At 69.3% G+C, this 21,969-nt stretch carries 17 protein-coding genes; 5 read left to right on the forward strand and 12 right to left on the reverse strand.

Going from position 1 to position 21,969, the window contains the following annotated elements:
- The coding region (locus tag AC2H6A_RS07395) for a VWA domain-containing protein (protein WP_484272513.1) at nt 1-699 on the forward strand (699 nt) is incomplete at its 5' end.
- A 73-nt stretch (nt 700-772) separates the two neighbouring features.
- Here the strand turns inward: AC2H6A_RS07395 and AC2H6A_RS07400 are convergent.
- Genes AC2H6A_RS07400 through AC2H6A_RS07410 form a run of 3 tightly spaced genes read right to left on the reverse strand, consistent with a single transcriptional unit; the run spans nt 773 to nt 4,453 of the window.
- Entirely contained in the window at nt 773-1,519 is a 747-nt protein-coding gene (locus tag AC2H6A_RS07400; protein ID WP_484272514.1) for an HPF/RaiA family ribosome-associated protein, read from the reverse strand.
- A gap of 2 nt (nt 1,520-1,521) precedes the next feature.
- Nucleotides 1,522-3,897 carry an endopeptidase La gene (gene lon / locus AC2H6A_RS07405; protein WP_484272515.1) on the reverse strand — a complete coding sequence of 792 codons (2,376 nt, stop codon included), beginning with the start codon at nt 3,895-3,897 and terminating at the stop codon, nt 1,522-1,524.
- Nucleotides 3,898-3,937: 40 nt separating this feature from the next.
- Entirely contained in the window at nt 3,938-4,453 is a 516-nt protein-coding gene (locus AC2H6A_RS07410; RefSeq protein ID WP_484272516.1) for a flavodoxin family protein, read from the reverse strand.
- A 236-nt stretch (nt 4,454-4,689) separates the two neighbouring features.
- Between AC2H6A_RS07410 and AC2H6A_RS07415 the strand changes: the two genes are divergently transcribed.
- The gene (locus AC2H6A_RS07415; RefSeq protein WP_484272517.1) at nt 4,690-7,935 is read left to right on the forward strand and encodes an error-prone DNA polymerase; all 3,246 of its coding nucleotides are present in this window, start codon (nt 4,690-4,692) and stop codon (nt 7,933-7,935) included.
- Nucleotides 7,936-8,011: 76 nt separating this feature from the next.
- On the opposite strand, the gene AC2H6A_RS07420 is transcribed toward AC2H6A_RS07415, so the two are convergent.
- The 5 genes from AC2H6A_RS07420 to acs all read right to left on the reverse strand — a co-directional run bounded on the left by AC2H6A_RS07420 (nt 8,012) and on the right by acs (nt 13,405).
- Nucleotides 8,012-10,075, reverse strand: a complete 2,064-nt coding sequence (locus tag AC2H6A_RS07420) for a sodium:solute symporter family protein (RefSeq protein ID WP_484272518.1) — start codon at nt 10,073-10,075, stop codon at nt 8,012-8,014.
- Nucleotides 10,072-10,335, reverse strand: coding sequence for a DUF4212 domain-containing protein (locus AC2H6A_RS07425; RefSeq protein ID WP_484272519.1), 264 nt, complete (start codon nt 10,333-10,335; stop codon nt 10,072-10,074). The genes AC2H6A_RS07420 and AC2H6A_RS07425 overlap by 4 nt, the downstream gene beginning before the upstream one ends.
- A 137-nt stretch (nt 10,336-10,472) precedes the next feature.
- Entirely contained in the window at nt 10,473-11,045 is a 573-nt protein-coding gene (locus AC2H6A_RS07430; RefSeq protein WP_484272520.1) for a tetratricopeptide repeat protein, read from the reverse strand.
- 4 nt (nt 11,046-11,049) lie between these two features.
- The gene (locus AC2H6A_RS07435; RefSeq protein ID WP_484272521.1) at nt 11,050-11,331 is read right to left on the reverse strand and encodes a hypothetical protein; all 282 of its coding nucleotides are present in this window, start codon (nt 11,329-11,331) and stop codon (nt 11,050-11,052) included.
- A 91-nt stretch (nt 11,332-11,422) separates the two neighbouring features.
- Complete coding sequence (acs, locus tag AC2H6A_RS07440) at nt 11,423-13,405, reverse strand: acetate--CoA ligase (protein WP_484272522.1); 1,983 nt, start codon at nt 13,403-13,405, stop codon at nt 11,423-11,425.
- 165 nt (nt 13,406-13,570) lie between these two features.
- Here acs and AC2H6A_RS07445 point away from each other — a divergent pair, with 165 nt between their 5' ends.
- Nucleotides 13,571-14,158 (forward strand): TIGR00645 family protein, encoded by a 588-nt coding sequence (locus tag AC2H6A_RS07445; protein ID WP_484272523.1) that lies wholly within the window; start codon nt 13,571-13,573, stop codon nt 14,156-14,158.
- 31 nt (nt 14,159-14,189) lie between these two features.
- Nucleotides 14,190-15,713 carry a fumarate hydratase gene (locus tag AC2H6A_RS07450; RefSeq protein ID WP_484272524.1) on the forward strand — a complete coding sequence of 508 codons (1,524 nt, stop codon included), beginning with the start codon at nt 14,190-14,192 and terminating at the stop codon, nt 15,711-15,713.
- 72 nt (nt 15,714-15,785) lie between these two features.
- On the opposite strand, the gene AC2H6A_RS07455 is transcribed toward AC2H6A_RS07450, so the two are convergent.
- The 4 genes from AC2H6A_RS07455 to AC2H6A_RS07470 are packed head-to-tail and all read right to left on the reverse strand — an operon-like array spanning nt 15,786 to nt 20,947.
- The gene (locus AC2H6A_RS07455) at nt 15,786-17,405 is read right to left on the reverse strand and encodes an ABC transporter ATP-binding protein (RefSeq protein WP_484272525.1); all 1,620 of its coding nucleotides are present in this window, start codon (nt 17,403-17,405) and stop codon (nt 15,786-15,788) included.
- Nucleotides 17,402-18,340, reverse strand: a complete 939-nt coding sequence (locus tag AC2H6A_RS07460) for an ABC transporter permease (RefSeq protein WP_484272526.1) — start codon at nt 18,338-18,340, stop codon at nt 17,402-17,404. The genes AC2H6A_RS07455 and AC2H6A_RS07460 overlap by 4 nt, the downstream gene beginning before the upstream one ends.
- A 15-nt stretch (nt 18,341-18,355) precedes the next feature.
- Nucleotides 18,356-19,297: an ABC transporter permease gene (locus AC2H6A_RS07465; protein ID WP_484272527.1), complete on the reverse strand. Its 942-nt coding sequence runs from the start codon at nt 19,295-19,297 to the stop codon at nt 18,356-18,358.
- A gap of 48 nt (nt 19,298-19,345) precedes the next feature.
- Complete coding sequence (locus tag AC2H6A_RS07470) at nt 19,346-20,947, reverse strand: ABC transporter substrate-binding protein (protein ID WP_484272528.1); 1,602 nt, start codon at nt 20,945-20,947, stop codon at nt 19,346-19,348.
- A 303-nt stretch (nt 20,948-21,250) separates the two neighbouring features.
- On the opposite strand from AC2H6A_RS07470, the gene AC2H6A_RS07475 reads away from it, so the two are divergent.
- Nucleotides 21,251-21,969, forward strand: a 719-nt coding sequence (locus AC2H6A_RS07475) for a M81 family metallopeptidase (protein ID WP_484272529.1), incomplete at its 3' end; no start/stop codon positions are given.

The raw sequence follows: 21,969 nt of genomic DNA on the forward strand, positions 1-21,969 counted from the left end.
GCGCGCGGCGCCGCGCGCGCCTTCATCCAGGACATGCCCGGCGATGTCCGGGCCGGCATCGTCGCCTTCGCCGGCACCGCCACGCTGGCGCAGCGCCCCACCTCGCGACGCGAGGATCTGCTCGCCACGGTCGACCGGCTCGAGATGCAGCGCGGCACCGCCACCGGCAATGCACTGGTGGTCGCGCTGGCCACGCTGTTCCCCGATCACGGCCTCGACCTGGAGGCCATGCAGTTCGGCGGTGCGCGCCCCGGCGCCGAGCGCCCCCCCGCGGCCAGGCCCTTCAAGGCGGTGGAGCCGGGCTCGCATCCTTCGGCGGCGATCATCCTGCTCAGCGACGGCCGACGCACCACCGGGGTCGATCCGATCGCCGCGGCGCGCCTTGCCGCCGAGCGCGGCGTGCGGGTGTACACCGTGGGCATCGGCACGGTGCAGGGCGGCGAGGTCGACTTCGGCGGCATGTCGATGTACATGCGCCTGGACGAGGAGGCGCTCAAGACCATCGCCGGCATGACCGCCGGCGAGTACCGGTATGCGGCCACCGCCGAGGATCTTCGCAAGGTCTACCAGGGACTGAGCTCGCGGCTGGTGCTCGAACGCCGCCACACCGAACTCAGCTTTGCCTTGGCAGGGCTCGCGGCGCTGCTGGCCAGCGCCTCGGCCGGGTTGTCGCTGTGGCGACGAGGACGGGTGTTCTGAGCCGGGGACCGGCGGATCAGACGCGGCCGCACGGCGCCGGGTACCCGCGCACCCGCGCCTGCGGTCAGCGCGCTCAGCGGGTCCGGGTGCGCACCAGGCTCACCCGGTGGGCCTGCAGCCCCTCGGCCGCCGCCTCGACGATGAATCTCACCGCCATGCCGGGCGCCACGCGTTCGAAGTCACCGTTGGCCAGGCTGGCGCGCCCGAAGTAGTACTCGCCGCCCTGCGCGGTGCGGATGAAGCCGAAGCCGCCCTCGGCATCGAGACGGTCGATCACCCCATCGAGCCGCTCGGGATGGGTCTTCAGCTCGCCGCGCTGCTGTCGCACGGCCTCGTCGAGCCTTCGGCGCATGTCGTCGAAGGCATCGCGCAGCGCGACATAGGCATCCTCGTCGGCCACCCGGTCGACCACCAGCTCGCGCCCCGGCAGGGTGAGGTCGATGCGCACGCTGACCGGCCGGCCCTGCCGGCTGTGCTTCTGGGCCAGCTCGAGCGCCACCCGGCAGGCCGAGATGTCGGGGGCAAGGCGCTCGAGTCGTGCCGCGCGGGACCGTACCGCCGCCTCGAGGGCCTCGGAACGGTCCATGCCGAGAAACTGGATCTGCAGAGGCAATCGCATGGGGCGCAACTCCACGGTGGAAACACGGGCAGCCGGGCGGGCCGGCGCCTCGGGCAGGTTCTCGAGGATCAGACGGGCGAGCGACTCGAGCTCGGCACTGCACAGCGCGAAGACATCGCCCACGGCCACGGCGCCGGTCGGACGCCCGGCGCGGTCGACCACCGGGGCCAGCAGCGGCTCGTCGGGCGCGGACAGCGGCATGCTCAGCCTCCGGCCGCGAAGAGCTGCGCCTGCGGCGACGGCACGGTGACCGACGGCACCAGCGCCGCCCGGATCGCGTCATCGACATGGTCGAGCCAGACCAGCACCAGATCGGCACGGCTGGCCGCGGGCACATCGACCAGATCCTTGCGGTTGCGCGCCGGCAGCAGCACCGTGGCGATGCCGGCCCGGCGCGCGGCGAGCACCTTCTCCTTGATGCCGCCCACCGGCAGCACCAGACCGCGCAGGCTGATCTCGCCGGTCATGGCCACATCGTGCCGCGCGGCCCGGCCGGTGAAGAGCGAGGCCAGCGCGATGAACATCGCCACCCCGGCGCTCGGGCCGTCCTTGGGAATGGCGCCGGCCGGCACATGCAGATGGACATCGACGCCGTCGAAGGCCAGCGCCGACAGCCCGAGCGCGGGCGCGCTGGACTTCACCAGCGTGAGCGCCGCCTGGGCGCTCTCCTTCATGACGCTGCCGAGCTGGCCGGTGAGGATGAGACGCCCCTCGCCAGCCATCCGGGTGGCCTCGACGAACAGGATGTCGCCACCCGCCGGCGTCCAGGCCAGACCGGTGGCCACGCCCGGCAGGCCGCTGCGCAGCGCGGTCTCGTGTTCGAAGCGGGCCGGCCCGAGGATGTCGGCCAGCGCGGCGGCATCGACCGTCGAGTCGCTGGCATCGCCCTGCGCCACGCGGGTGGCGGCATGTCGCATCACCCGGCCGATCTCGCGCTCGAGCTGTCGCACCCCGGCCTCCCGGGTGTAGTGCGACACCAGCAGCGCCAGCGCGTCATCGGTGAGCTGGCATTGCGGGCCGAGCAGTCCGGCAGCCTGCAGCTGCCGCGGCACGAGATGGACCCGCGCGATCTGCAGCTTCTCCTCCTGCGTGTAGCCGGGCAGCTCGATCACCTCCATGCGGTCGCGCACGGCGGCGGGCACATGGTCCATGACATTGGCGGTGGCGATGAACACCACCCGGCTGAGGTCGAAGGGCATGCCCAGGTAGTTGTCGCGGAAGCTGCCGTTCTGCTCGGGATCGAGCACCTCGAGCAGCGCGGCCGAGGGATCGCCGTGAGCGCTGGCCGAGAGCTTGTCGACCTCGTCGAGCATCATCACGCAGTCACGGGAGCCGGCCTTGCGCAGGCCCTGCACCAGGTTGCCGGGCAGGGCCCCGATGTAGGTGCGCCGATGGCCGCGGATCTCGGCCTCGTCATGCACCCCGCCGAGCGACACCCGCACGAAGGGCCGCTGCAGCGCGCGCGCGATGCTCTGGCCAAGCGAGGTCTTGCCCACCCCGGGCGGCCCGGCAAAACACAGGATGGGCGCGCGGCCGGTGGGATTGAGCTTGCGCACCGCCAGGAACTCGATGATGCGCTGCTTGATGCGCTCCAGGCCGTGGTGGTCGGCATCGAGGATCTGCCGCGCCTTGACCAGGTCGATCGGCGCCTCGGCCGGCTCGGCCCAGGGCAGCTCGGTGAGCCACTCGAGATAGGTGCGCAGCATGGCGTGCTCGCCGGAGGACTCGCTGCTGCGGCGCAGCCGGCCGAGCTCCTTGCGGGCATGGACCTGCACATCGGCGGGCATGCCCACCCGGGCGATCGCCTCCTCGAGCTGGCGGGTGTCCTCGTCGCCGTCACCGGCCTCACCGAGCTCCTTCTGGATGGTCTGCAGCTGCTCGCGCAGCAGGAAGCGGCGCTCGCGATCGTCGATCTGTTCGCGGGTGCGATCGCGGATCTCCTGCGACAGCCTCAGCACCTCGATGCGACGCATCACGATCGTGAGCACCCGCTGCAGGCGGTCGTCCACGCCCAGGGTCTCGAGCAGCCGCTGCTTCTCGGCCACCTCGGCATCGAGCAGACCGGCGACGATGTCAGCGAGATGGCCCGGGGCGCGCGGCGTCTGCAGCGAGTGGGCCAGTTCGGCCGGCACCCCTGGCAGCAGGGTGAGGATCTCGGTGGCCTTCTCGCGCAGCTGGATCGCCAGGGCCTCGGCGCGGGTGGACACCGTCGCCGGCTCCTCGATGGGCACGATGTGCGCGGCGAGGAAGGGATGACCCTCGACCATGGACGCGATGCGCATGCGCTGCACACCCTGGCAGATCAGGTGCAGGGGCTCGCCCTGCGGATCACCCACCTGCGCCACACGCGCCACGGTGCCGACCTCGAAGAGGCCGTCCTGACCGGGCTCGTCGGTCTCGGGCTCGCGCTGCAGCACGATGCCCAGCGAGGTGCCGCTCGCCAGCGCATGGCGCACCGCCGCCATCGAGCGCACCCGCCCGACAGTGATGGGCAGCAGCACCTGCGGGAACAGCACGACATTGCGCATCGGCACCAGGGCAAGCGCGTCGGCAGGCAGCGGGAGCACAGGCCCGTTCATCGCACGGCCTCCGCCAGGGACGAGCACCGGCTGCGACCGCTCACGCCGGCACCTCGTGCGCCGCGAGCAGCGGCTCGGCGCGCCGCTCGCCGATCAGCCGCAGGAACTCGTCGAGCCGGGCGCCGTACTGGCGCCAGACGATCTCGTGCTCGCGCAGGGCCAGCGTGGCCACCGGCGTGCGGCCACACAGCGCGGCCATGTCGCGCAGCACCGACGCGCCGCCCGGCCAGCGGCTGGTGCAGAAGAGGGCGACCGCCGGGAACTGGCCGGCGTGGGCGTGCAGGTAGCTGCGCACCGGGCCGCAGACGCTGCGGCACCAGACCGGCGAGCCGATCACCACCAGATCGTAGTCGGCCGGCCGCCGCAGGCTCGGGGCGATCGGCGGCCGCGCACCGGCCATCGCCTTCAGGCCGTCGAGCAGGTCACCCCAGGCGCCCGGCCGGGGTTCTCGCACGACGATCTCCTCGATCTCGGCGTCGCAGCCTTCGGCGATTTCCTCGGCGATGCGGCGGGTGTTGCCGGTCTTGGAGTGATGGACGACCAGGATTCTCGGCACTCGATGCTCCAGGAAGGACGCGGACGGCCGCCGTGATGACGGGCCAGCGCAGTGTGTGGCCCGGGCCGGACGGCCGGCTGAGCCTGCTCAAGCCGGGCGACGCGGGCATGGCGGCGGGCTGCGCAGGCGCAGACCGCAGGCCGGCGGCCACCTGGTCGCAGCAGCGCCAGGAGGCGCGACAAGCCGACTCAATGCTGTGATTAAATACAGTATTTTCGCGACCTGTCCGAGCGGTCATGCATCCCTACGCCGAACTGCACTGCGTCAGCAATTTCAGCTTCCTGCGGGGCGCCTCGCATGCCGAGGAGCTGGTCGCGCGGGCCCTGCGGCAGGGCTATGCGGCGCTGGCCATCACCGATGAATGCTCCCTGGCCGGCGTGGTACGGGCTCACCTTGCCGCCCGCGAGGCCGGCCTGCCGCTGATCATCGGCGCCGAGTTCAGCCTGCAGGCAGTCTTCGGTCTGCCCCCGCCTCCGGCCCATGGCCGGCCCGAGACCGGCCCGCCCCGGCTGGTGCTGCTCGCACGCACGCGCGAGGGCTACGGCCACCTCGCCGAGCTCATCACCCGCGCCCGCCTGCGCGCGCCCAAGGGCGAGTACCGGCTGCTGGACTCAGACCTCGAAGGCGGCGTGCCGGGTTGCTCGGCCCTGCTGGTGCCCTCGCCGCCAGTCGCGCTGGTTGACATCGACCAGCCCGCGCCAGGCACGGGGGGCCGCAGCCTGCTGCAACAGGCGCACTGGCTGCGCGAGCGCTTCGGCGCCCACGCCTGGCTGGCCGCCGAGCTGCTGCTGCGCGGCCACGATGGCGCCCTGCTCGAGCGTCTGCGTCAGGCCGGCGAGCGCACCGGACTGCGGCTGGTGGCCGCCGGCGATGTCCACTTCCATGTGCGCTCGCGCAAGCGGCTGCAGGACACCCTCACCGCCATCCGGCTGGGCCAGCCGCTGGCCTCGCTGGGCACCGCCATGGCGCCCAATGCCGAGCAGCACCTGCGCAGCCGCCTGCGGCTGGCGCAGATCTATCCGCCGGCCCTGCTCGAGGAAACCCTCGAGGTGGCCGCGGGCTGCGGCTTCTCGCTCGACGAACTGCGCTACGAGTACCCGCACGAGATCGTGCCGCCCGGCCACACCCCGGCCAGCTGGCTGCGTGCCCTCACCCTCGAGGGCATCGGGCTGCGCTACCCCGAGGGCGCGCCGGCCGCGGTGCTGGCCCAGGTCGAGCATGAGCTCGCCCTGATCGCCGAGCTGCGCTACGAGCCCTACTTCCTCACCGTCGCCGACATCGTGCGCTTCGCGCGCGGGCGCGGCATCCTGTGCCAGGGCCGCGGCTCGGCGGCCAATTCGGCGGTGTGCTACTGCCTGGGCATCACCGAGGTCGATCCCGCCCGCATGAGCGTGCTCTTCGAGCGCTTCATCAGCCGCGAGCGCAACGAGCCGCCCGACATCGACATCGACTTCGAGCACCAGCGCCGCGAAGAGGTCATCCAGTATCTGTACCAGCGCTACGGCCGCGACCGGGCGGCGCTGGCGGCCACGGTGGTCACCTACCGCATCCGCTCGGCGCTGCGTGATGTCGGTCGTGCCCTGGGCATCGACGCCCAGCGTGTCGACCGGCTCACCCGCTCGCAGCAGTGGTGGGATGGCAAGGGCCTGAACCCGCAGCGCCTGACCGAGAACGGCTTCAACCCCGAGGCGCCGCTGGTGCGGCACTGGGCCGAACTCAGCGACACGCTCGCCGGCTTCCCGCGGCATCTCTCGCAGCACAGCGGCGGCTTCGTGATTGCGCAAGACCGCCTCACCCGGCTGGTGCCGGTGGAGAACGCCGCCATGAGCGGGCGCAGCGTCATCCAGTGGGACAAGGACGATCTCGATGCTCTCGGTCTGCTCAAGGTCGATGTGCTCGCGCTGGGCATGCTCTCGGCGATCCGGCGTGCGCTCACGCTGATCGGCGAACGCCGCGGCCAGCCCTTCCGCATCCAGGACATTCCCGCCGAAGATCCGGCCACCTACGAGATGCTCTCGCGCGCCGACAGCGTCGGGGTGTTCCAGGTCGAGTCCCGCGCCCAGATGACCATGCTGCCGCGGCTGCGCCCACGCTGCTTCTACGATCTGGTCATCGAGGTCGCCATCGTGCGGCCCGGCCCCATCCAGGGCGGCATGGTCCATCCCTATCTGCGCCGCCGCCAGGGGCTCGAACCGGTGACCTATCCCCAGGAGGCGATCAAGCCGGCGCTGGAGCGCACCCTGGGGGTGCCGATCTTCCAGGAGCAGGTGATGCAGATCGCCATGCTGGCCGCCGGCTTCTCCGCCGGCGAGGCCGACGCCCTGCGCCGCTCCATGGCCGCCTGGCGGCGCAAGGGCGGGCTCGCGCCCTTCGAGGTCCGGCTCACCGAGGGCATGCTCGCCCGCGGCTACAGCCGCGAGTTCGCCCAGAACCTCTTCCGCCAGATCCAGGGCTTCGGCGAGTACGGATTCCCCGAGTCGCACGCGGCCAGCTTCGCGCTGCTGGTCTATGTCAGCGCCTGGATCAAGCGTCACGAGCCCGCGGCCTTCCTGGCCGCGCTGCTCGACAGCCAGCCCATGGGCTTCTATGCCCCGGCGCAACTGGTGCGCGACGCGCGCGAGCACGGCGTCACGGTGCGCCCGGTGGATGTCCTGCTGAGCGCGACGGGCTGCAGCCTTGAACCCGACACCGATGCACCGGCCTTCGGCGACGCGCATCGCCATGAGGCAGGCACCCAGCCCGCGGTACGGCTGGGCCTGAACCAGATCCGGGGCCTGTCGGCCCAGGCCGCCGAGCGCCTGGTGCAGGCCAGGGCGCAGCGCATGGCGGCCGCGCCGGCCCACGGCTTCGCCTTCGACAGCGTCGAAGACCTCGCCCGTGCCGCAGCGCTCGGCGCAGCCGATCTCAAGGCGCTGGCCGATGCCGGCGCGCTGGCGCCACTGGCGGGCCATCGCGGCGCGGCCCACTGGGAGGTGGCCGGCGTGCAGGCCCTGCCCGCGCTGCTCGCACCGGCCGGCTTCGACGAACCCCTGCCGGTGCTGCCCGAGCCGCCCGAGGCGCACGACATCCTGGCCGACTACCGCGCCATCGGGCTGTCGATGGGGCGGCACCCGCTGGCCCTGCTGCGCGTTCAGCTCGGGCGCTACCAGGTACAGCCTGCCGGGGTGCTCAGAGACTACCCGGCCGGGCGCCTGGCCCGGGCCAGCGGCCTGGTCACCCACCGGCAACGGCCCGGCACCGCCAAGGGCACGATGTTCGTCACCCTCGAGGACGAGACCGGCACGGTCAACGTGATCATCTGGCCCGACATCCTCGAGCGCTACCGACAGGAGATCCTCGGGGCACGGCTCATGACGGTCTACGGCATCTGGCAGACCGACGCCGCCACCGGTGGGCGGGTCACCCACCTGGTGGCCCGACGGGTGGCCGACCACAGCGCGCTGCTCGGGCGGCTGGCCACCCGCAGCCGCGACTTCCACTGACGCCGCCACCGGGCAAACCGGCGGCGGTGGCCGCAGCCAGGCCGGAAAACCCGACCGGCGGCGGCGCAGGCAGCGGTCAGGCCGCCTTCAGGTTGGGGTAGCGCACATGCTCCACCAGCTCCTGCGTCTCGCGCGAGGGTGCCGGCGTGATCAGGCTGACCAGCACGATCACCGCGAAGCCGAGCGGCACACCGAACACACCGGCCGAGATCGGCTGGATGTCCCACCACAGCGAGGTCACCGGCGCGGACTTCGGAATACCCAGGAAGACCTCGCGCAGCCAGACCTGGTTGATCGCCATGTAGTAGAAGGTGACCGCCACGCCGGCCACCATGCCCAGGGAGGCGGCGATGCCGGTGGTGCGCTTCCAGAAGATGCCGAGCACCAGCGCCGGGAAGAACCCGGCGGCCGCCAGCGAGAAGGCCGCCGACACCAGGAACAGGATGTCAGCAGGCTTCTGCGCGGCCACCAGCGCCGCCAGCACCGCCACCACCAGCAGCAGCACCTTGGAGAGCAGCACACGGCGGGAGGTGGGCGCGTTGGGGTCGATCATCTTGTAGTAGAGATCGTGCGACAGCGCGTTGGCGATGGTGAGCAGCAGACCATCGGCAGTGGACAGCGCCGCCGCCAGACCGCCGGCCGCGACCAGACCCGAGATCACATAGGGCAAGCCTGCAATCTCCGGCGTGGCCAGCACCACGATGTCGCCACCGATGCTGATCTCGGCAAGCTGCACGATGCCGTCCTTGTTGACATCGACCACCGAAAGCAGCGAGGGGTCCACCTTGGTCCAGCTCTGGATCCACGCGGGCAGGCTGGCGAAGGCCGTGCCCACCACATCGTTGTAGACCACGTACTTCACCAGCACCGCCAGCGCCGGCGCGGTGAAGTAGAGCAGGAAGATGAAGAACAGCGACCAGGTCACCGAGGTGCGCGCCTCCTTCACCGATGGGGTGGTGTAGTAGCGCATCAGGATGTGCGGCAGCGCCGCCGTGCCCACCATCAGGCAGAAGACCAGTGCCAGGAAGTTGCGCCGGGAGATGTCACGCGCCTTCTCGTCCTTGCCCGGGAAGGCCTCGCCGTGGCGCAGCGGCGGATTGGCCCGCGGCGCCACCGCCTTGTCCTTGGTCCAGGCCGCCTTGGCGTCGGCCTCCGACTTCGGATACTTCGCCAGCGCCTCCTCGGCCTTCTTCAGCGCGTCGGCATCGCCACTCGCCCTGGCATCGGCAACCGCCTTGTCGAGGTCCGACTTGCCGGCGGCATAGGCATTGGAATCCTTGAGCTTCGCATCGGCATCGGCAGCGCGTTTCTTGAAGATCTCGCGGACCTCCTTCTCCTTGGGATCATCGGCGAGCTTCTTCTCGATCTGGGTGACCTTCTCGAGCTGCGAGCCGTAGACCAGCTGCGGGATCGGAATGCCGGTCTGCTTGATCGAGAGCCAGACCACCGGGATCAGGTAGGCGATGATCAGGATGATGTACTGCGCGACCTGGGTCCAGGTGACCGCCTTCATGCCGCCCAGGAAGGAGCACACCAGGATGCCGGCCAGGCCCAGGAAGATGCCGATGGTGAAATCCACCCCCGAGAGCCGGGTGGTGATCAGGCCCACGCCGTAGATCTGCGCCACCACATAGGTGAACGAGCACAGGATGGCGATGAAGATGCCGATCAGCCGCGGCACATGGCCGCCATACCGCGCCCCCAGGAAGTCCGGGATGGTGAACTGCCCGAACTTGCGCAGATAGGGCGCGAGGAACAGGGCCACCAGGCAGTAGCCGCCGGTCCAGCCCATGATGAAGGCCAGGCCGTTGAAGCCCTGCAGGTACAGGCCGCCGGCCATGCCGATGAACGAGGCCGCGCTCATCCAGTCAGCGCCGGTGGCCATGCCGTTGAACAGCGAGGGCACCCGCCGACCGGCCACGTAGTACTCGGCCGCGTCGTTGGTGCGGCTCATGATGCCGATGCCGGCATAGAGAAGCACCGTGGCTGCGAGGAAGACATAGCCGATGGTCGCGCGGGGCAGACCCATCTGCTCGAGGATGGCCAGCACCACCACGAAGGCGACGAAGCCCCCGGTGTACCAGCTGTAGACCTTCTTCAGCTGCGAGGTGAAGGCTTTCTGGGACTGGGCGGCGCTCATTCCTCGTCTCCCTCGTCGACCCCGTATTCGCGGTCGAGCTTGTTCATGTAGCGGGCGTAGAACCAGATGATCAGGACATAGATGATCAGTGAACCCTGGGCGGCCATGTAGAACGAGAACGGCCAGCCGAAGAAGTCGAAGTTCAGGTCACGGGCGTAGTAGCCCATGACGAAGGTGGCAATGAACCAGATCGCCAGCAGGATGCCGGTGATGGTCAGGTTCTTCTTCCAGTACTCCTGGTGTCGTGCAGTGAGCTGCATGCTCTCCTCCTTGTCGCGTCTGTGATCGATCGCTTGTGTGTCTGGTATCGGTCTGCATCGGTGTCTCGGGTTCGGATTGCCTCCTTCCGTGCATGCGCCGCCCGCCGGCGGCTCCAGTGGATGGCTGCTCCGGTGCCTCAGGGCGCCGGCTGCAGGCCGGTCTCGCGTTCGAGCTGACGGGCCACCTGGGGCTCGAAGCCGGCCAGCCGCTCGATCACCCGCCGGGCCTTGTCGGGCTCGCCGGTGCGCACATAGGCATGCGCGAGCTGATACCAGCCGAAGGGGCTCATCGGTTGCAGTTCGGTGTTCCGCCGCAGCACCGGGATGGCCTCGGGCACCCGGTCGAGCTTGATCAGCGACAACGCCTTGCCGTACCAGGCGCGATCGAGCTTCGGGTCGAGCGCGAGGGCCTGGTCGAAACTGGCCAGGGCGGCGTGGTGCTCACCCTGCTCCTGCTGCAGGAAACCGAGATTGAACCAGCCTGACGCCTGCCCGGCATCGAGGGCGAGCGACGCCTGCAGGGCCGCGACGGCCTCGTCACGGCGGCCGGCGCCAGCAAGCAGGTGGGCGATCGCCGCGCACGGGGCGGCATCGGCCGGGCGCCAGCGGCGCACTGCACGCCAGTGGTCCAGGGCGATCTCGCGGCGTCCGAGCAGCGCTGCCCAGGTGGCGATCTGACGATGGAACCAGGCGTTGAGTCGAGCACGCATGCGCTCAGCCTCCGGCGCGCGGCATCAACCGGATGCCATCGAAGACCAGCACCCAGAGCCAGAAGAGCAACAGGAAGGCCACCACCGGCAGATGGCGGTCGGCAATCCGGGAGGGGGTGATCACCCGGGTGAGCCGGGTGATCGGCGAGGTGAGGAAGCGCACCGCCCGATAGACCGGGTTGCGCTCATGCCCGCCGAAGCTGAGCAGGAAGATGCCGCCCTGCGCGATCAGCAGGAAGGCGGCGAATTCGACCAGCCCCTTGCCGAGGCCTGCGATGTCCAACATGCGTGTCTCCTGTGGGCGCCCGGCTCTTGGCGGCCGGTGCGCCCTTGCTGCGGTGTTGCGGTGTTGCGGTGCTGCGGTGTTGCGGTGCTGCCTACTGGCTCTGCTTGAGCTGATCCAGGATGGCCGGATTCTCGAGGGTGGAGACATCCTGCGTGATGGCCTCGCCTTTGGCAATGGCGCGCAGCAGCCGGCGCATGATCTTGCCGGAACGGGTCTTGGGCAGGTTGTCGCCGAAACGGATGTCCTTGGGCTTGGCGATCGGGCCGATCTCCTTGCCCACCCAGTTGCGCAGCTCATTGGCGATGCGTGCAGCATCGGCACCCGAGGGCCGCGCCTGCTTGAGCACCACGAAGGCGGCGATTGCCTCGCCGGTGAGGTCGTCGGGGCGGCCGACCACCGCGGCCTCGGCCACCAGCGGGTTGGCCACCAGCGCCGACTCGATCTCCATGGTGCCCATGCGATGGCCGGACACATTGAGCACATCGTCGATGCGGCCGGTGATGGTGAAGTAGCCGGTGTGCTTGTTGCGCACCGCGCCGTCGCCGGCGAGGTAGCAGCCCTTGAGCTCCTCGGGGAAGTAGCTCTTGCGGAAGCGCTCCGGGTCGCCCCAGATGGTGCGGATCATCGAGGGCCAGGGCTTCTTCACCACCAGCAGACCGCCCTGCCCGTTGGGCAGCTCGTTGGCGGTCTCGTCGACGATGGCCGCGGCGATGCCGGGCAGCGGCAGGGTGCACGAACCCGGCACCAGCGGCGTGGCGCCCGGCAGCGGCGTGATCATGTGGCCGCCGGTCTCGGTCTGCCAGAAGGTGTCGACGATCGGGCAGCGGCCGCCCCCCACCTGGGTGTGGTACCACATCCAGGCCTCGGGATTGATCGGCTCGCCCACCGAGCCGAGCAGCCGCAGGCTGGAGAGGTCGAAGTTGCGCGGGTGGGTGGCCGGGTCGGCATCGCAGGCCTTGATCAGCGAGCGGATGGCGGTGGGCGCGGTGTAGAAGATGCTCGCCTTGTGGCGCGCGATCATGGTCCAGAAGCGCGAGGCATTCGGCCAGGTGGGCACACCCTCGAAGACGATCTGGGTGGCACCGCAGGCCAGCGGGCCGTAGGCCACATAGGTGTGACCGGTGACCCAGCCGATGTCGGCCGTGCACCAGAAGACATCGTCGGGCTTGATGTCGAAGGTCCAGCGCGTGGTGAGCATCGCGTGCAGGATGTACCCGCCCGAGGCGTGCTGCACGCCCTTGGGCTTGCCGGTGGAGCCCGAGGTGTAGAGGATGAACAGGGGGTGCTCGGCGCTCACCCACTGCGGCTCGCAGGTGTCGGCCTGGCCGGCCTCGACCTGGGCCCAGGGGATGTCGCGCCCGGCCTGCATGGTGACCGCCGCGCCGGTGCGCTGGTAGACCACCACGGCGCGGATCGACTCGCAGCCGCCCAGGGCGAAGGCCTCGTCGACCGCCGGCTTCAGGGGGATGGCCTTGCCGCCGCGCATCTGGCCGTCGGCGCAGATCACGAGGCTGGCGCCGGCATCCTGGATGCGTTCCTGCAGGCTCTTGGCCGAAAACCCGCCGAAGACCACCGAGTGGATGATGCCCAGGCGGGCGCAGGCCTGCATGGCCACCACACCCTCGATCGACATCGGCATGTAGATGATGGCGCGCTCGCCCTTGCCGAAACCCTGGGCCTTCAGGCCGTTGGCGAACCGGCAGACCCGCTGATGGAGCTCGCGGTAGGTGATGCGCGTGACCGCGCCGTCATCGGCCTCGAAGATGAGGGCGGTCTTGTTCTCGGTGGGGGTGCCGAGATGGCGGTCGAGACAGTTGTAGGAGACATTGAGCTCGCCGTCCTCGAACCACTTGTAGAAGGGCGCCGAGGAGTCGTCGAGCGAGCGGGTGAAGGGCTTGTGCCAGAGCACCTGCTCGCGCGCCAGGCGTGCCCAGAAGCCGGCATGGTCGCGCTCGGCCTCCTCGCACAGCGCCTGGTACTGCGCCATGCCGGAGATGGTTGCCCGCCGCGCGAACTCGGCCGGGGGCGGAAACACGCGGTTTTCCTGCATGACAGTCTCGATCTGGCCCGCCATCTGAACACTCCTCCGATATCGGTTCGAGCCGCGTGGATTCGCGGCTTCATTGCTTTGAAAATTATCCGGAGGCGCTTACGGACGCCTTACGGGAGGGATGCGCCCGGGCGCACCCGGCGCATCCGATAAACTGCGCGCTTTCCGACGGCTGGGAGCGGCGCGATGATGGACCAGAACCAACCCCTGAAGATCCTGCCCCGGTTGATCTTTGCCAGCCGGTGGCTGCAGGTGCCGCTCTACCTTGGCCTGATCGTGGCGCAGGTGGTGTATGTGTTCCTGTTCGTGGAGGAGCTGATTCATCTGGTCGAGCTGCTCTGGAACCCGGCAGCGCTGGACGCCACGGTCAGTCGCCTTGGCATTGCCGAGCGCAACAAGGAAACGGTGATCATGATCATCGTGCTCTCGCTGATCGATGTGGTCATGATTTCCAACCTGCTGATCATGGTCATCGTGGGCGGCTACGAGACCTTCGTGTCGCGCCTTCGGCTCGAGGACCACCCGGACCAGCCGGAGTGGCTCTCGCATGTGAATGCCAATGTGCTGAAGGTGAAGCTGGGCACCGCGATCATCGGCATCTCCTCCATCCACCTGCTGAAGACCTTCATCTCGGCCGGCACCCTGTCGGACAAGACCATGCTCTGGCAGAGCGTGATCCATGCCCTGTTCCTGGTGTCGGCGCTGGCCATCGCCCTGATCGACCGGGTGATGCACCAGCCCTCGCCCAAGCCCGACCGGGGCACGCCCCGGCACTGACCCCCTGCCCCATTTCGCTCCGGAGACACCCATGACCGTGATCAAGCAGGAAGACCTCGTCGAATCGGTGGCTGCCGCCCTGCAGTACATCAGCTACTACCACCCGGTGGACTACATCCGTCACCTGGCGCGCGCCTACGAGCGCGAGCAGAGCCCGGCGGCACGCGACGCGATCGCGCAGATCCTGACCAACTCGCGGATGTGCGCCGAAGGTCGCCGGCCGCTGTGCCAGGACACCGGCATCGTCAATGTCTATCTCAAGGTGGGCATGGATGTGCGCTGGCAGGGCTTCACCGGGTCGCTCTCCGACGCGGTCAATGCCGGCGTGAGCCGCGGCTACCTGCACCCGGACAATGTGCTGCGCGCCTCGGTGGTGGCCGACCCGCAGTTCGAGCGCAAGAACACCCGGGACAACACCCCGGCGGTGATCCACATGGAGATCGTGCCGGGCAACACCGTCGAGGTGACGGTGGCGGCCAAGGGCGGCGGCTCCGAGAACAAGAGCAAGTTCGTGATGCTCAACCCGTCCGACTCGGTGGTCGACTGGGTGATGAAGACCGTGCCCACCATGGGCGCGGGCTGGTGCCCGCCCGGCATGCTGGGTATCGGCATCGGCGGCACCGCCGAGAAGGCGATGATGATGGCCAAGGAGGTGCTGATGGAGCCGCTCGACATGCACGAGCTGCTCGCCCGCGGCCCGGCCAGCAAGCTCGAGGAGCTGCGCATCGAGCTCTACGAGAAGGTCAATTCGCTGGGCATTGGCGCGCAGGGCCTGGGCGGCCTGAGCACGGTGCTCGACGTGAAGATCGCCATGTACCCCACCCATGCCGCGTCCAAGCCGCTGGCCATGATCCCGAACTGCGCGGCCACCCGCCATGCGCACTTCGTGCTCGACGGCACGGGCCCGGCCTATGTGGAGCCGCCCTCGCTCGACGAGTGGCCCAAGGTGCAGTGGGCGCCCGACTACGAGCGCAGCCGCCGTGTCGACCTCGACCGGCTCACGCCCGAGGAGGTCGCGTCCTGGAAGCCCGGCCAGACCCTGCTGCTCTCCGGCAAGATGCTCACCGGCCGCGACGCCGCCCACCAGCGCATCAAGGACATGCTCGCCCGCGGCGAGAAACTGCCAGTGGACTTCGCCGGCCGGGTCATCTACTACGTGGGCCCGGTCGATCCGGTGCGCGACGAGGTGGTCGGCCCCGCCGGCCCCACCACCGCCACCCGCATGGACAAGTTCACCGAGATGATGCTTGCCCAGACCGGTCTGATCGCCATGATCGGCAAGGCCGAGCGCGGCCCGGTGGCCATCGAGGCCATCCGCCGCCATCGCAGCGCCTACCTGATGGCGGTGGGCGGAGCTGCCTATCTCGTGTCCAAGGCGATCCGCGGCTCGAAGGTGGTGGGCTTTGCCGATCTCGGCATGGAAGCCATCTACGAGTTCGAGGTGACCGACATGCCGGTCACTGTGGCGGTCGATGCCAACGGTGTGTCGGTGCACGACACCGGCCCGCGGGAGTGGCAGGCGAAGATCGGCAAGATCCCGGTGGTGAAGGCCTGAGACCGATCCCGCGGGCGCCCCTGTGCGGGCGCCGGCTCTCGCTCGCGCGGCGGCGCCCGGACGGGCGCCCGCTCAGACAGCCGCGAAGGGGTAGTCGCGGCCGGGCGCCGCCTCGAAAAGCGCGCGGGTGTACTCATGGGCCGGCGCCGAGAACACCTGGTGCGCCGGGCCGTACTCCACCACCTCGCCGCGGGACATCACCGCGAGGTGGTCGCAGACCTGGGCCGCCACCCGCAGGTCGTGGGTGATGAACAGCATGGCCAGAGTCAGCCGCTCGCGGATCTCCTCGAGCAGCTGCAGTACCTGGGCCTGCACCGACACATCGAGCGCCGACACCGCTTCGTCGGCGATCAGCAGCTCGGGTTCCATGGCCAGTGCGCGGGCGATGCAGATGCGCTGACGCTGGCCGCCCGAGAACTGGTGCGGATAGCGTTCGAGCGCGCTGGCATCCATGCGCACGAACTCGAGCAGTTGCCGGGCGCGGCTCATGGCCTCGGTGCGCGACAGCCCGAAGTTCACCGGCCCCTCGATGAGGGCCTCGGCCACGGTACGCCGCGGGTTGAGCGAACGGTAGGGGTCCTGGAAGACGATCTGCACCCGCTTGCGCAGGGGGCGCAGCTGGCGCGCCGGCATGGCGGCGATGTCCTCGTCGCCGAGCAGCACATGACCCGCCGTAGGATCGATCAGGCGCACGATGCAGCGCGCCACGGTGGACTTGCCCGAACCCGACTCGCCCACGATGCCCAGGGTCTGGCCCCGCCTTACCTGGATGCTGACCCCAGTGGCCGCCTTCACCTCGCGGTGCTTGCCGAACCAGCTGCGATCGACATAGGTCTTTTCGAGCCCGCGGGTCTCGAGCACCACCGGCGCATTCGCATCGGAATGGCGGGCCCTGGGCCGATGGGTGGGCACCGAGCCGATCAGCATGCGGGTGTAGTCGTGGCGGGGCTGCTGCAGCACGGTGTCGCGCTCGCCGATCTCGACCAGCGTGCCCAGCCGCAGCACGGCCACCTGATGGGCGATCTCGGCCACCACGCCGAAGTCGTGGGTGATGAACAGCACACCGGCGCCGTGCCGGCCCTGCAGATCCTGGATCAGCTTCAGGATCTGGGCCTGCGTGGTCACATCCAGCGCGGTGGTGGGCTCATCGGCGATCAGCAGCACCGGGTCGAGCACCAGGGCCATGGCGATGACGATGCGCTGACGCTGGCCGCCCGAGAGCTGGTGCGGATACGACGCCGCGATGCGCGGCGGATCGGGCAGGCGCACCTCGGTGAGGATCTCGAGGATGCGCGCCCGGCGCTGCTCGGCGCTGAGCGAGGTGTGCTCCTGCAGCACCTCGTCGATCTGGTCGCCGCAGGTCATGACCGGGTTGAGGGCGGTCATGGGCTCCTGGAAGATCATCGACATGCGGGTGGCGCGCAGTTCGCGCAGCCGGTTGGCATCGGCCCGGGTGATGTCCTCGCCCTCGAGCAGGATGCGCCCGCCGGTGACCGGCAGCGCCCGCGGCAGCAATCCCATGACGCCCTGCGCGATCACCGACTTGCCCGAACCCGACTCACCCACCAGACAGACGATCTCGCCGCGGCCGACCGTGAACGAGACATCGGCCACGGCGCTGGCCCGATCGCCGCCCGCAGGCAGCGCGATGCTGAGGTTCTCGACCTGGAGAACCGGACCGGTCTGGCTCATACCCGCTTGGCCATCTTGGGGTCGAGGGTGTCGCGCAGCCCGTCGCCGAGGATGTTCACCGCCAGCACCGTCACCGCCAGGAAGATCCCGGGGAAGAAGATGTTGTGCGGGTACTCGTTGAACTGCGCGCGGCCCTCGGCCATCACGTTGCCCCAGGTGGGGATGTCAGGCGGCAGGCCGACCCCCAGGAAGGAGAGGATCGCCTCCACCAGGATGCCCGAGGCGCAGATGAAGGTGCCCTGCACCACCAGCGGCGCCACGGTGTTGGGCAGGATGTGCCGCAGCATGATCTTCCAGGTGGGCGTGCCCAGCGAGACCGCAGCCTCGACATAGGGCTCCTCGCGGATGGTGAGCACCAGCGAGCGCACCAGCCGGGTCACCCGGGGGATCTCGGGCACGGCGATCGCCACGATCACGGTGAGCAGGCTGCCCTTCCACATGGCCACCAGCGCGATCGCGATCAGGATGGCCGGGATGGCCATCACGCCGTCCATCACCCGCATCAGCGCGCCATCGAGCCAGCGCAGGTAGCCCGAGAGCAGGCCGAGCACGATGCCCAGGGCGAGCGAGACGATGGCCGTGGCCACGCCCACGATCAGCGAGACCTGGGTGCCGAAGATCACCCGGCTGTAGATGTCGCGCCCGAAGGAATCGGAGCCCATCAGGAAGGTGTGCTGGATGGTCTCGCCCTCGAGGGTCATGATCTCGCCGGTCTTGCCCGGGCGCAGATCACGGCTGGCGGCGTCGAACAGGGTGGGGTCGACCGTGCCGAGCCAGGGCGCGAGGATGGCCACCAGCACGAGCAGACCCAGCACCGTGCCGCCGATGCGCACCGACCAGTTGCGGCGCACGCGCTTCCAGGCGCTCTCGACCTTGACGATCGCCGCGGCCTCGGTGGAGAGCGCGTCGAAGCGGGAGGCGTCAGGGGTGGTCATGGCTGCCGGGCGCGATCAGTAGCGGATGCGCGGATCGAAGAACACATAGGAGAGGTCGACCAGCAGGTTGATGCCCACATAGACGAACGAGAAGAACAGGATCACGCCCTGGATGGTGGGGAAGTCGCGCGCCAGCACCGCGTCGACGGTGAGACGGCCCAGCCCCGGAATGGCATACACCGACTCGGTGACCACGACGCCGCCGATCAGCAGCGCGATGCCGATCCCGATGACGGTGACGATCGGCACGGCGGCATTGGCCAGGGCGTGTCGCACCAGTACCCGCGACTCGGCCAGGCCCTTGGCCCGCGCGGTGCGGATGTAGTCCTCGCCGAGGGTCTCGAGCACCGACGCGCGGGTGACGCGGGCGATCAGCGCGATGTAGATCACCGACAGGGTGATGGCTGGCAGCACGAGGTGATAGAGCCAGGGACCCACGCCGTCGGCGATGCGCTTGTAGCCCTGCACCGGCAACCAGCCGAGCTTGAGCGAGACCGCCCAGATCAGCAGGTAGGCCAGCACGAAAACTGGCACCGAGAAGCCCAGCACCGAAAAGCCCATCAGGCCGCGGTCGAGCCAGCCGCCGAAGCGCCAGGCGGCCATGACGCCGAGCGGCACCGACACCGAGACGGCGATGAGGATGGTGATCAGCGCCAGCGACACCGAAGGCTCGAGGCGCTGGGCGATCAGGGTGGTGACCGGCATGCGGTAGTAGTACGACTGCCCGAGATCACCGCCGAGCAGATGGCCGAACCAGATCGCGTACTGCTCCGGGATGGAACGGTCCAGCCCGAGGCTGGTGCGGATCTGGGTGATCTGCTCGGCCGAGGCAGCGTCACCCGCCAGCACCGCCGCCGGGTCGCCCGGGGTGAGCCGCAGCATCAGGAAGACCAGCAGCGACACGATCAGCAGAACCGGGATCGTGGAGGCAAGTCTTCGGGCAAGAAAGGCGAACATCGGTCGACGGTGGGTTCAGGCGGCGGAGATCGGTCGCGGCAGCGGCGATCAGTCCTTCTTCAGGTTCCAGTAGATGTTGCCGTTGGTCACGAAGAAGCCGCTGATGTTCTTGCGCGCGGCCATCGGCTGCTGGTACTCGCCCAGGATCGCATGCGTGCCCACCTCGAAGGCGCGGGCGTGAAGCTGGTCTGCGAGCTTCTTCTTCTCGGCCTCGTCGGTGGCCCGCATGAACTTGTTGCGCAGCTCGACCATCTTCTCGTCCTTGGCCCAGCCGAACCAGGTGGAGGCCTCGCCACGGGTGTCCATGGTGGGGTTGGCGATCGGGCTCCACATGTCGAAGGCCTGCCAGGCAGTCAGGAACATGTGCCAGCCGCCCTTGTCCGGCGCGTCTTTCTTGGCGCGGCGACCCACCAGGGTCTGCCAGTCCATGGCCTGCAGGTCGACCTTGAAGCCGGCCTGACGCATGAGCTGGGCGGCCACATCAGGCAGCTTCTGGATGGAGGCAAGGTCGGTGGGCTTCATCAGCACGATGGTGGTGCCGTCGTAGCCCGACGCCTTGACCAGTTCCTGGGCCTTCTTCATGTTCGACTTCATCTGCAGGTCGCTGCCGGCGGTGGAGCCGTAGGGCGTGCCGCACATGAACATCGAGCCGCAAGGCTTGTACAGATCCTTCACGCCGACCTGGGCGCGCAGGAAGGCCTCCTGGCTGAACGCGGCGATCACGGCCTGCCGCACCTTCGGATTGTCGAAGGGCTTGTGCAGGTGATTGAAGCGCGCCATGTACTGCAGACCGTAGTTGGCGTACTTGGGCAACTGGATGTTGGCGTCGGCCTTGGCGGTCTCGTAGAAGTCGAAGCCCAGGGCCTCGATGATGTCGACCTCGCCCTTCTGCAGGGCGTTGACCTGGGCCTGAGCGTCACGAAGCGCGAGGTTCCACTCCACCCGGTCGACAAACACCCGTTTGCCACCCGTGGTGCCCGAGGGCGGCTCGGCGCGCGGCACGTACTTGGGATTCTTGAGGTAGACCGCCTTGTCGCCCGGCTTGAACTCATCGCGCTTGAAGATGTACGGGCCCGAGCCGATATGCTCCTCGATCTGCTTGAACGGATCGGTTTCGGCGATCCGCTTGGGCATGATGAAGGGCACGTTCGACGAGGGCTTGCCCAGCGCCTCGATCACGAAGCCGCAGGCCTCGCCCAGGAAGATGCGGAAGGTGTCCGGGGAGGGCGCATCCATGCGCGCCACGAACTGCATCAGCGCCGAACCCATGGCGTCGCGCTTGCCCCAGCGCTGCAGCGAGGCGATGACATCCTCGGCGGTGACCGGCTTGCCGTCGTGGAACTCGAGCCCCTTGCGCAGCTTGAAGGTGTACATCCGGTTGTCGGGGCTGATGGAGAAGGTCTCCACCATCTGCGGCTTGACCTTGCCGTTCTCGTCGGTGCCGAACAGGGTGTCGTAGATCATGTAGCCGTGGTTGCGGCTCATGTAGGCGGTGGTCCAGATGGGATCGAGCACCGCGAGATTGGAGTGCGGCACCACACGCAGGACCGACTGGGCGGCCACGGGCGAGGCGGTGGCGGCGGCGAACGCGCCGGCACCGGCGATCAGGACGGCCATCGCATGACGGCGGGTCAGTTGGGCAAGGGACACGAGCCTTCTCCTGGGTGATGGGAGGGAATGCAGGAAACATACCACCCGCGCTGCACAGAGCGGGCACGCCGCAACGCCGCGAGGGGGAATGCCACCGCGGCGGGCACCGCCCGCGCCGGTGCGGTGCACGATGGCCGCGATGGTGCGGACGCAGGCGCCGCAGCGCGAGGTCGCGCAGCCTACACCGGCCGGGCCGGGCGCGTCCAATCCGGGCCCGGCCGCCCGCCCATGCCGGTGGCGGCTGGCGGCTGGCTGCAAAAGCGGCTATCGTCGCCGCCGACAATTCCAGGCGCGGAGCGGATGATGGCCCTGATCGCAGTCGGCGGGATGCAGCACGAAACCAACACCTTCGCGCCCACGCGGGCCGACTACGAGGCCTTCGTGCAGGGTGGCGGCTGGCCCTCCATCCAGCGCGGCGAGCCGATGTTCGAGGCGGTGGCCGGCGCCAACCTGCCGCTGCAGGGCGCGATCGTGGCCCTGCGTTCGGCCGGACATCGGCTGGTGCCGCTCACCTGGGCCGCGGCCTCGCCCTCGGCGCATGTCACCCGCGACGCCTTCGAGACCATCGTCGGCGACCTGATCGCACGGCTGCGCGCGGCGGGCCGGGTCGACGGCGTCTATCTCGACCTGCACGGCGCGATGGTCACCGAGCACCACGACGACGGCGAGGGCGAGCTGCTGCGGCGGGTGCGCGAAGCGGTCGGCGCCGAGGTGCCGGTGGTGGCCAGCCTCGACCTCCATGCCAATGTCACGCAGGCCATGGTGCGCCATGCCGATGCCCTGTCCATCTACCGCACCTATCCCCATGTCGACATGGCCGAGACCGGCGCCCGCGCCGCCGGTCTGCTGATGCGCCTGCTGAGCAGCGGCCAGCGCTTCGCGAAGGCCTTCCGCGGCTTCGACTACCTCACCGGCATTCCCTCGCAGAGCACCTTCATCGAGCCCTGCCGCGGCCTGTATGCGCTGCTCGGGCGCCTCGAGGAACAGACCGGTGTCTCTCTGTCCTTCGCACCGGGCTTCCC

This window comes from Quisquiliibacterium sp. (genome assembly GCF_982640115.1).

What these genes read in the sequence shown, in the direction of transcription:
- AC2H6A_RS07465 (WP_484272527.1), bottom strand. Translation starts at nt 19,297, where the DNA reads ATGTTCGCCTTTCTTGCCCGAAGACTTGCCTCCACGATCCCGGTTCTG.
- AC2H6A_RS07425 (WP_484272519.1), bottom strand. Translation starts at nt 10,335, where the DNA reads ATGCAGCTCACTGCACGACACCAGGAGTACTGGAAGAAGAACCTGACC.
- AC2H6A_RS07420 (WP_484272518.1), bottom strand. Translation starts at nt 10,075, where the DNA reads ATGAGCGCCGCCCAGTCCCAGAAAGCCTTCACCTCGCAGCTGAAGAAG.
- AC2H6A_RS07445 (WP_484272523.1), top strand. Translation starts at nt 13,571, where the DNA reads ATGGACCAGAACCAACCCCTGAAGATCCTGCCCCGGTTGATCTTTGCC.
- AC2H6A_RS07400 (WP_484272514.1), bottom strand. Translation starts at nt 1,519, where the DNA reads ATGCCGCTGTCCGCGCCCGACGAGCCGCTGCTGGCCCCGGTGGTCGAC.
- acs (WP_484272522.1), bottom strand. Translation starts at nt 13,405, where the DNA reads ATGGCGGGCCAGATCGAGACTGTCATGCAGGAAAACCGCGTGTTTCCG.
- AC2H6A_RS07430 (WP_484272520.1), bottom strand. Translation starts at nt 11,045, where the DNA reads ATGCGTGCTCGACTCAACGCCTGGTTCCATCGTCAGATCGCCACCTGG.
- AC2H6A_RS07435 (WP_484272521.1), bottom strand. Translation starts at nt 11,331, where the DNA reads ATGTTGGACATCGCAGGCCTCGGCAAGGGGCTGGTCGAATTCGCCGCC.
- AC2H6A_RS07450 (WP_484272524.1), top strand. Translation starts at nt 14,190, where the DNA reads ATGACCGTGATCAAGCAGGAAGACCTCGTCGAATCGGTGGCTGCCGCC.
- AC2H6A_RS07455 (WP_484272525.1), bottom strand. Translation starts at nt 17,405, where the DNA reads ATGAGCCAGACCGGTCCGGTTCTCCAGGTCGAGAACCTCAGCATCGCG.
- lon (WP_484272515.1), bottom strand. Translation starts at nt 3,897, where the DNA reads ATGAACGGGCCTGTGCTCCCGCTGCCTGCCGACGCGCTTGCCCTGGTG.
- AC2H6A_RS07415 (WP_484272517.1), top strand. Translation starts at nt 4,690, where the DNA reads ATGCATCCCTACGCCGAACTGCACTGCGTCAGCAATTTCAGCTTCCTG.
- AC2H6A_RS07460 (WP_484272526.1), bottom strand. Translation starts at nt 18,340, where the DNA reads ATGACCACCCCTGACGCCTCCCGCTTCGACGCGCTCTCCACCGAGGCC.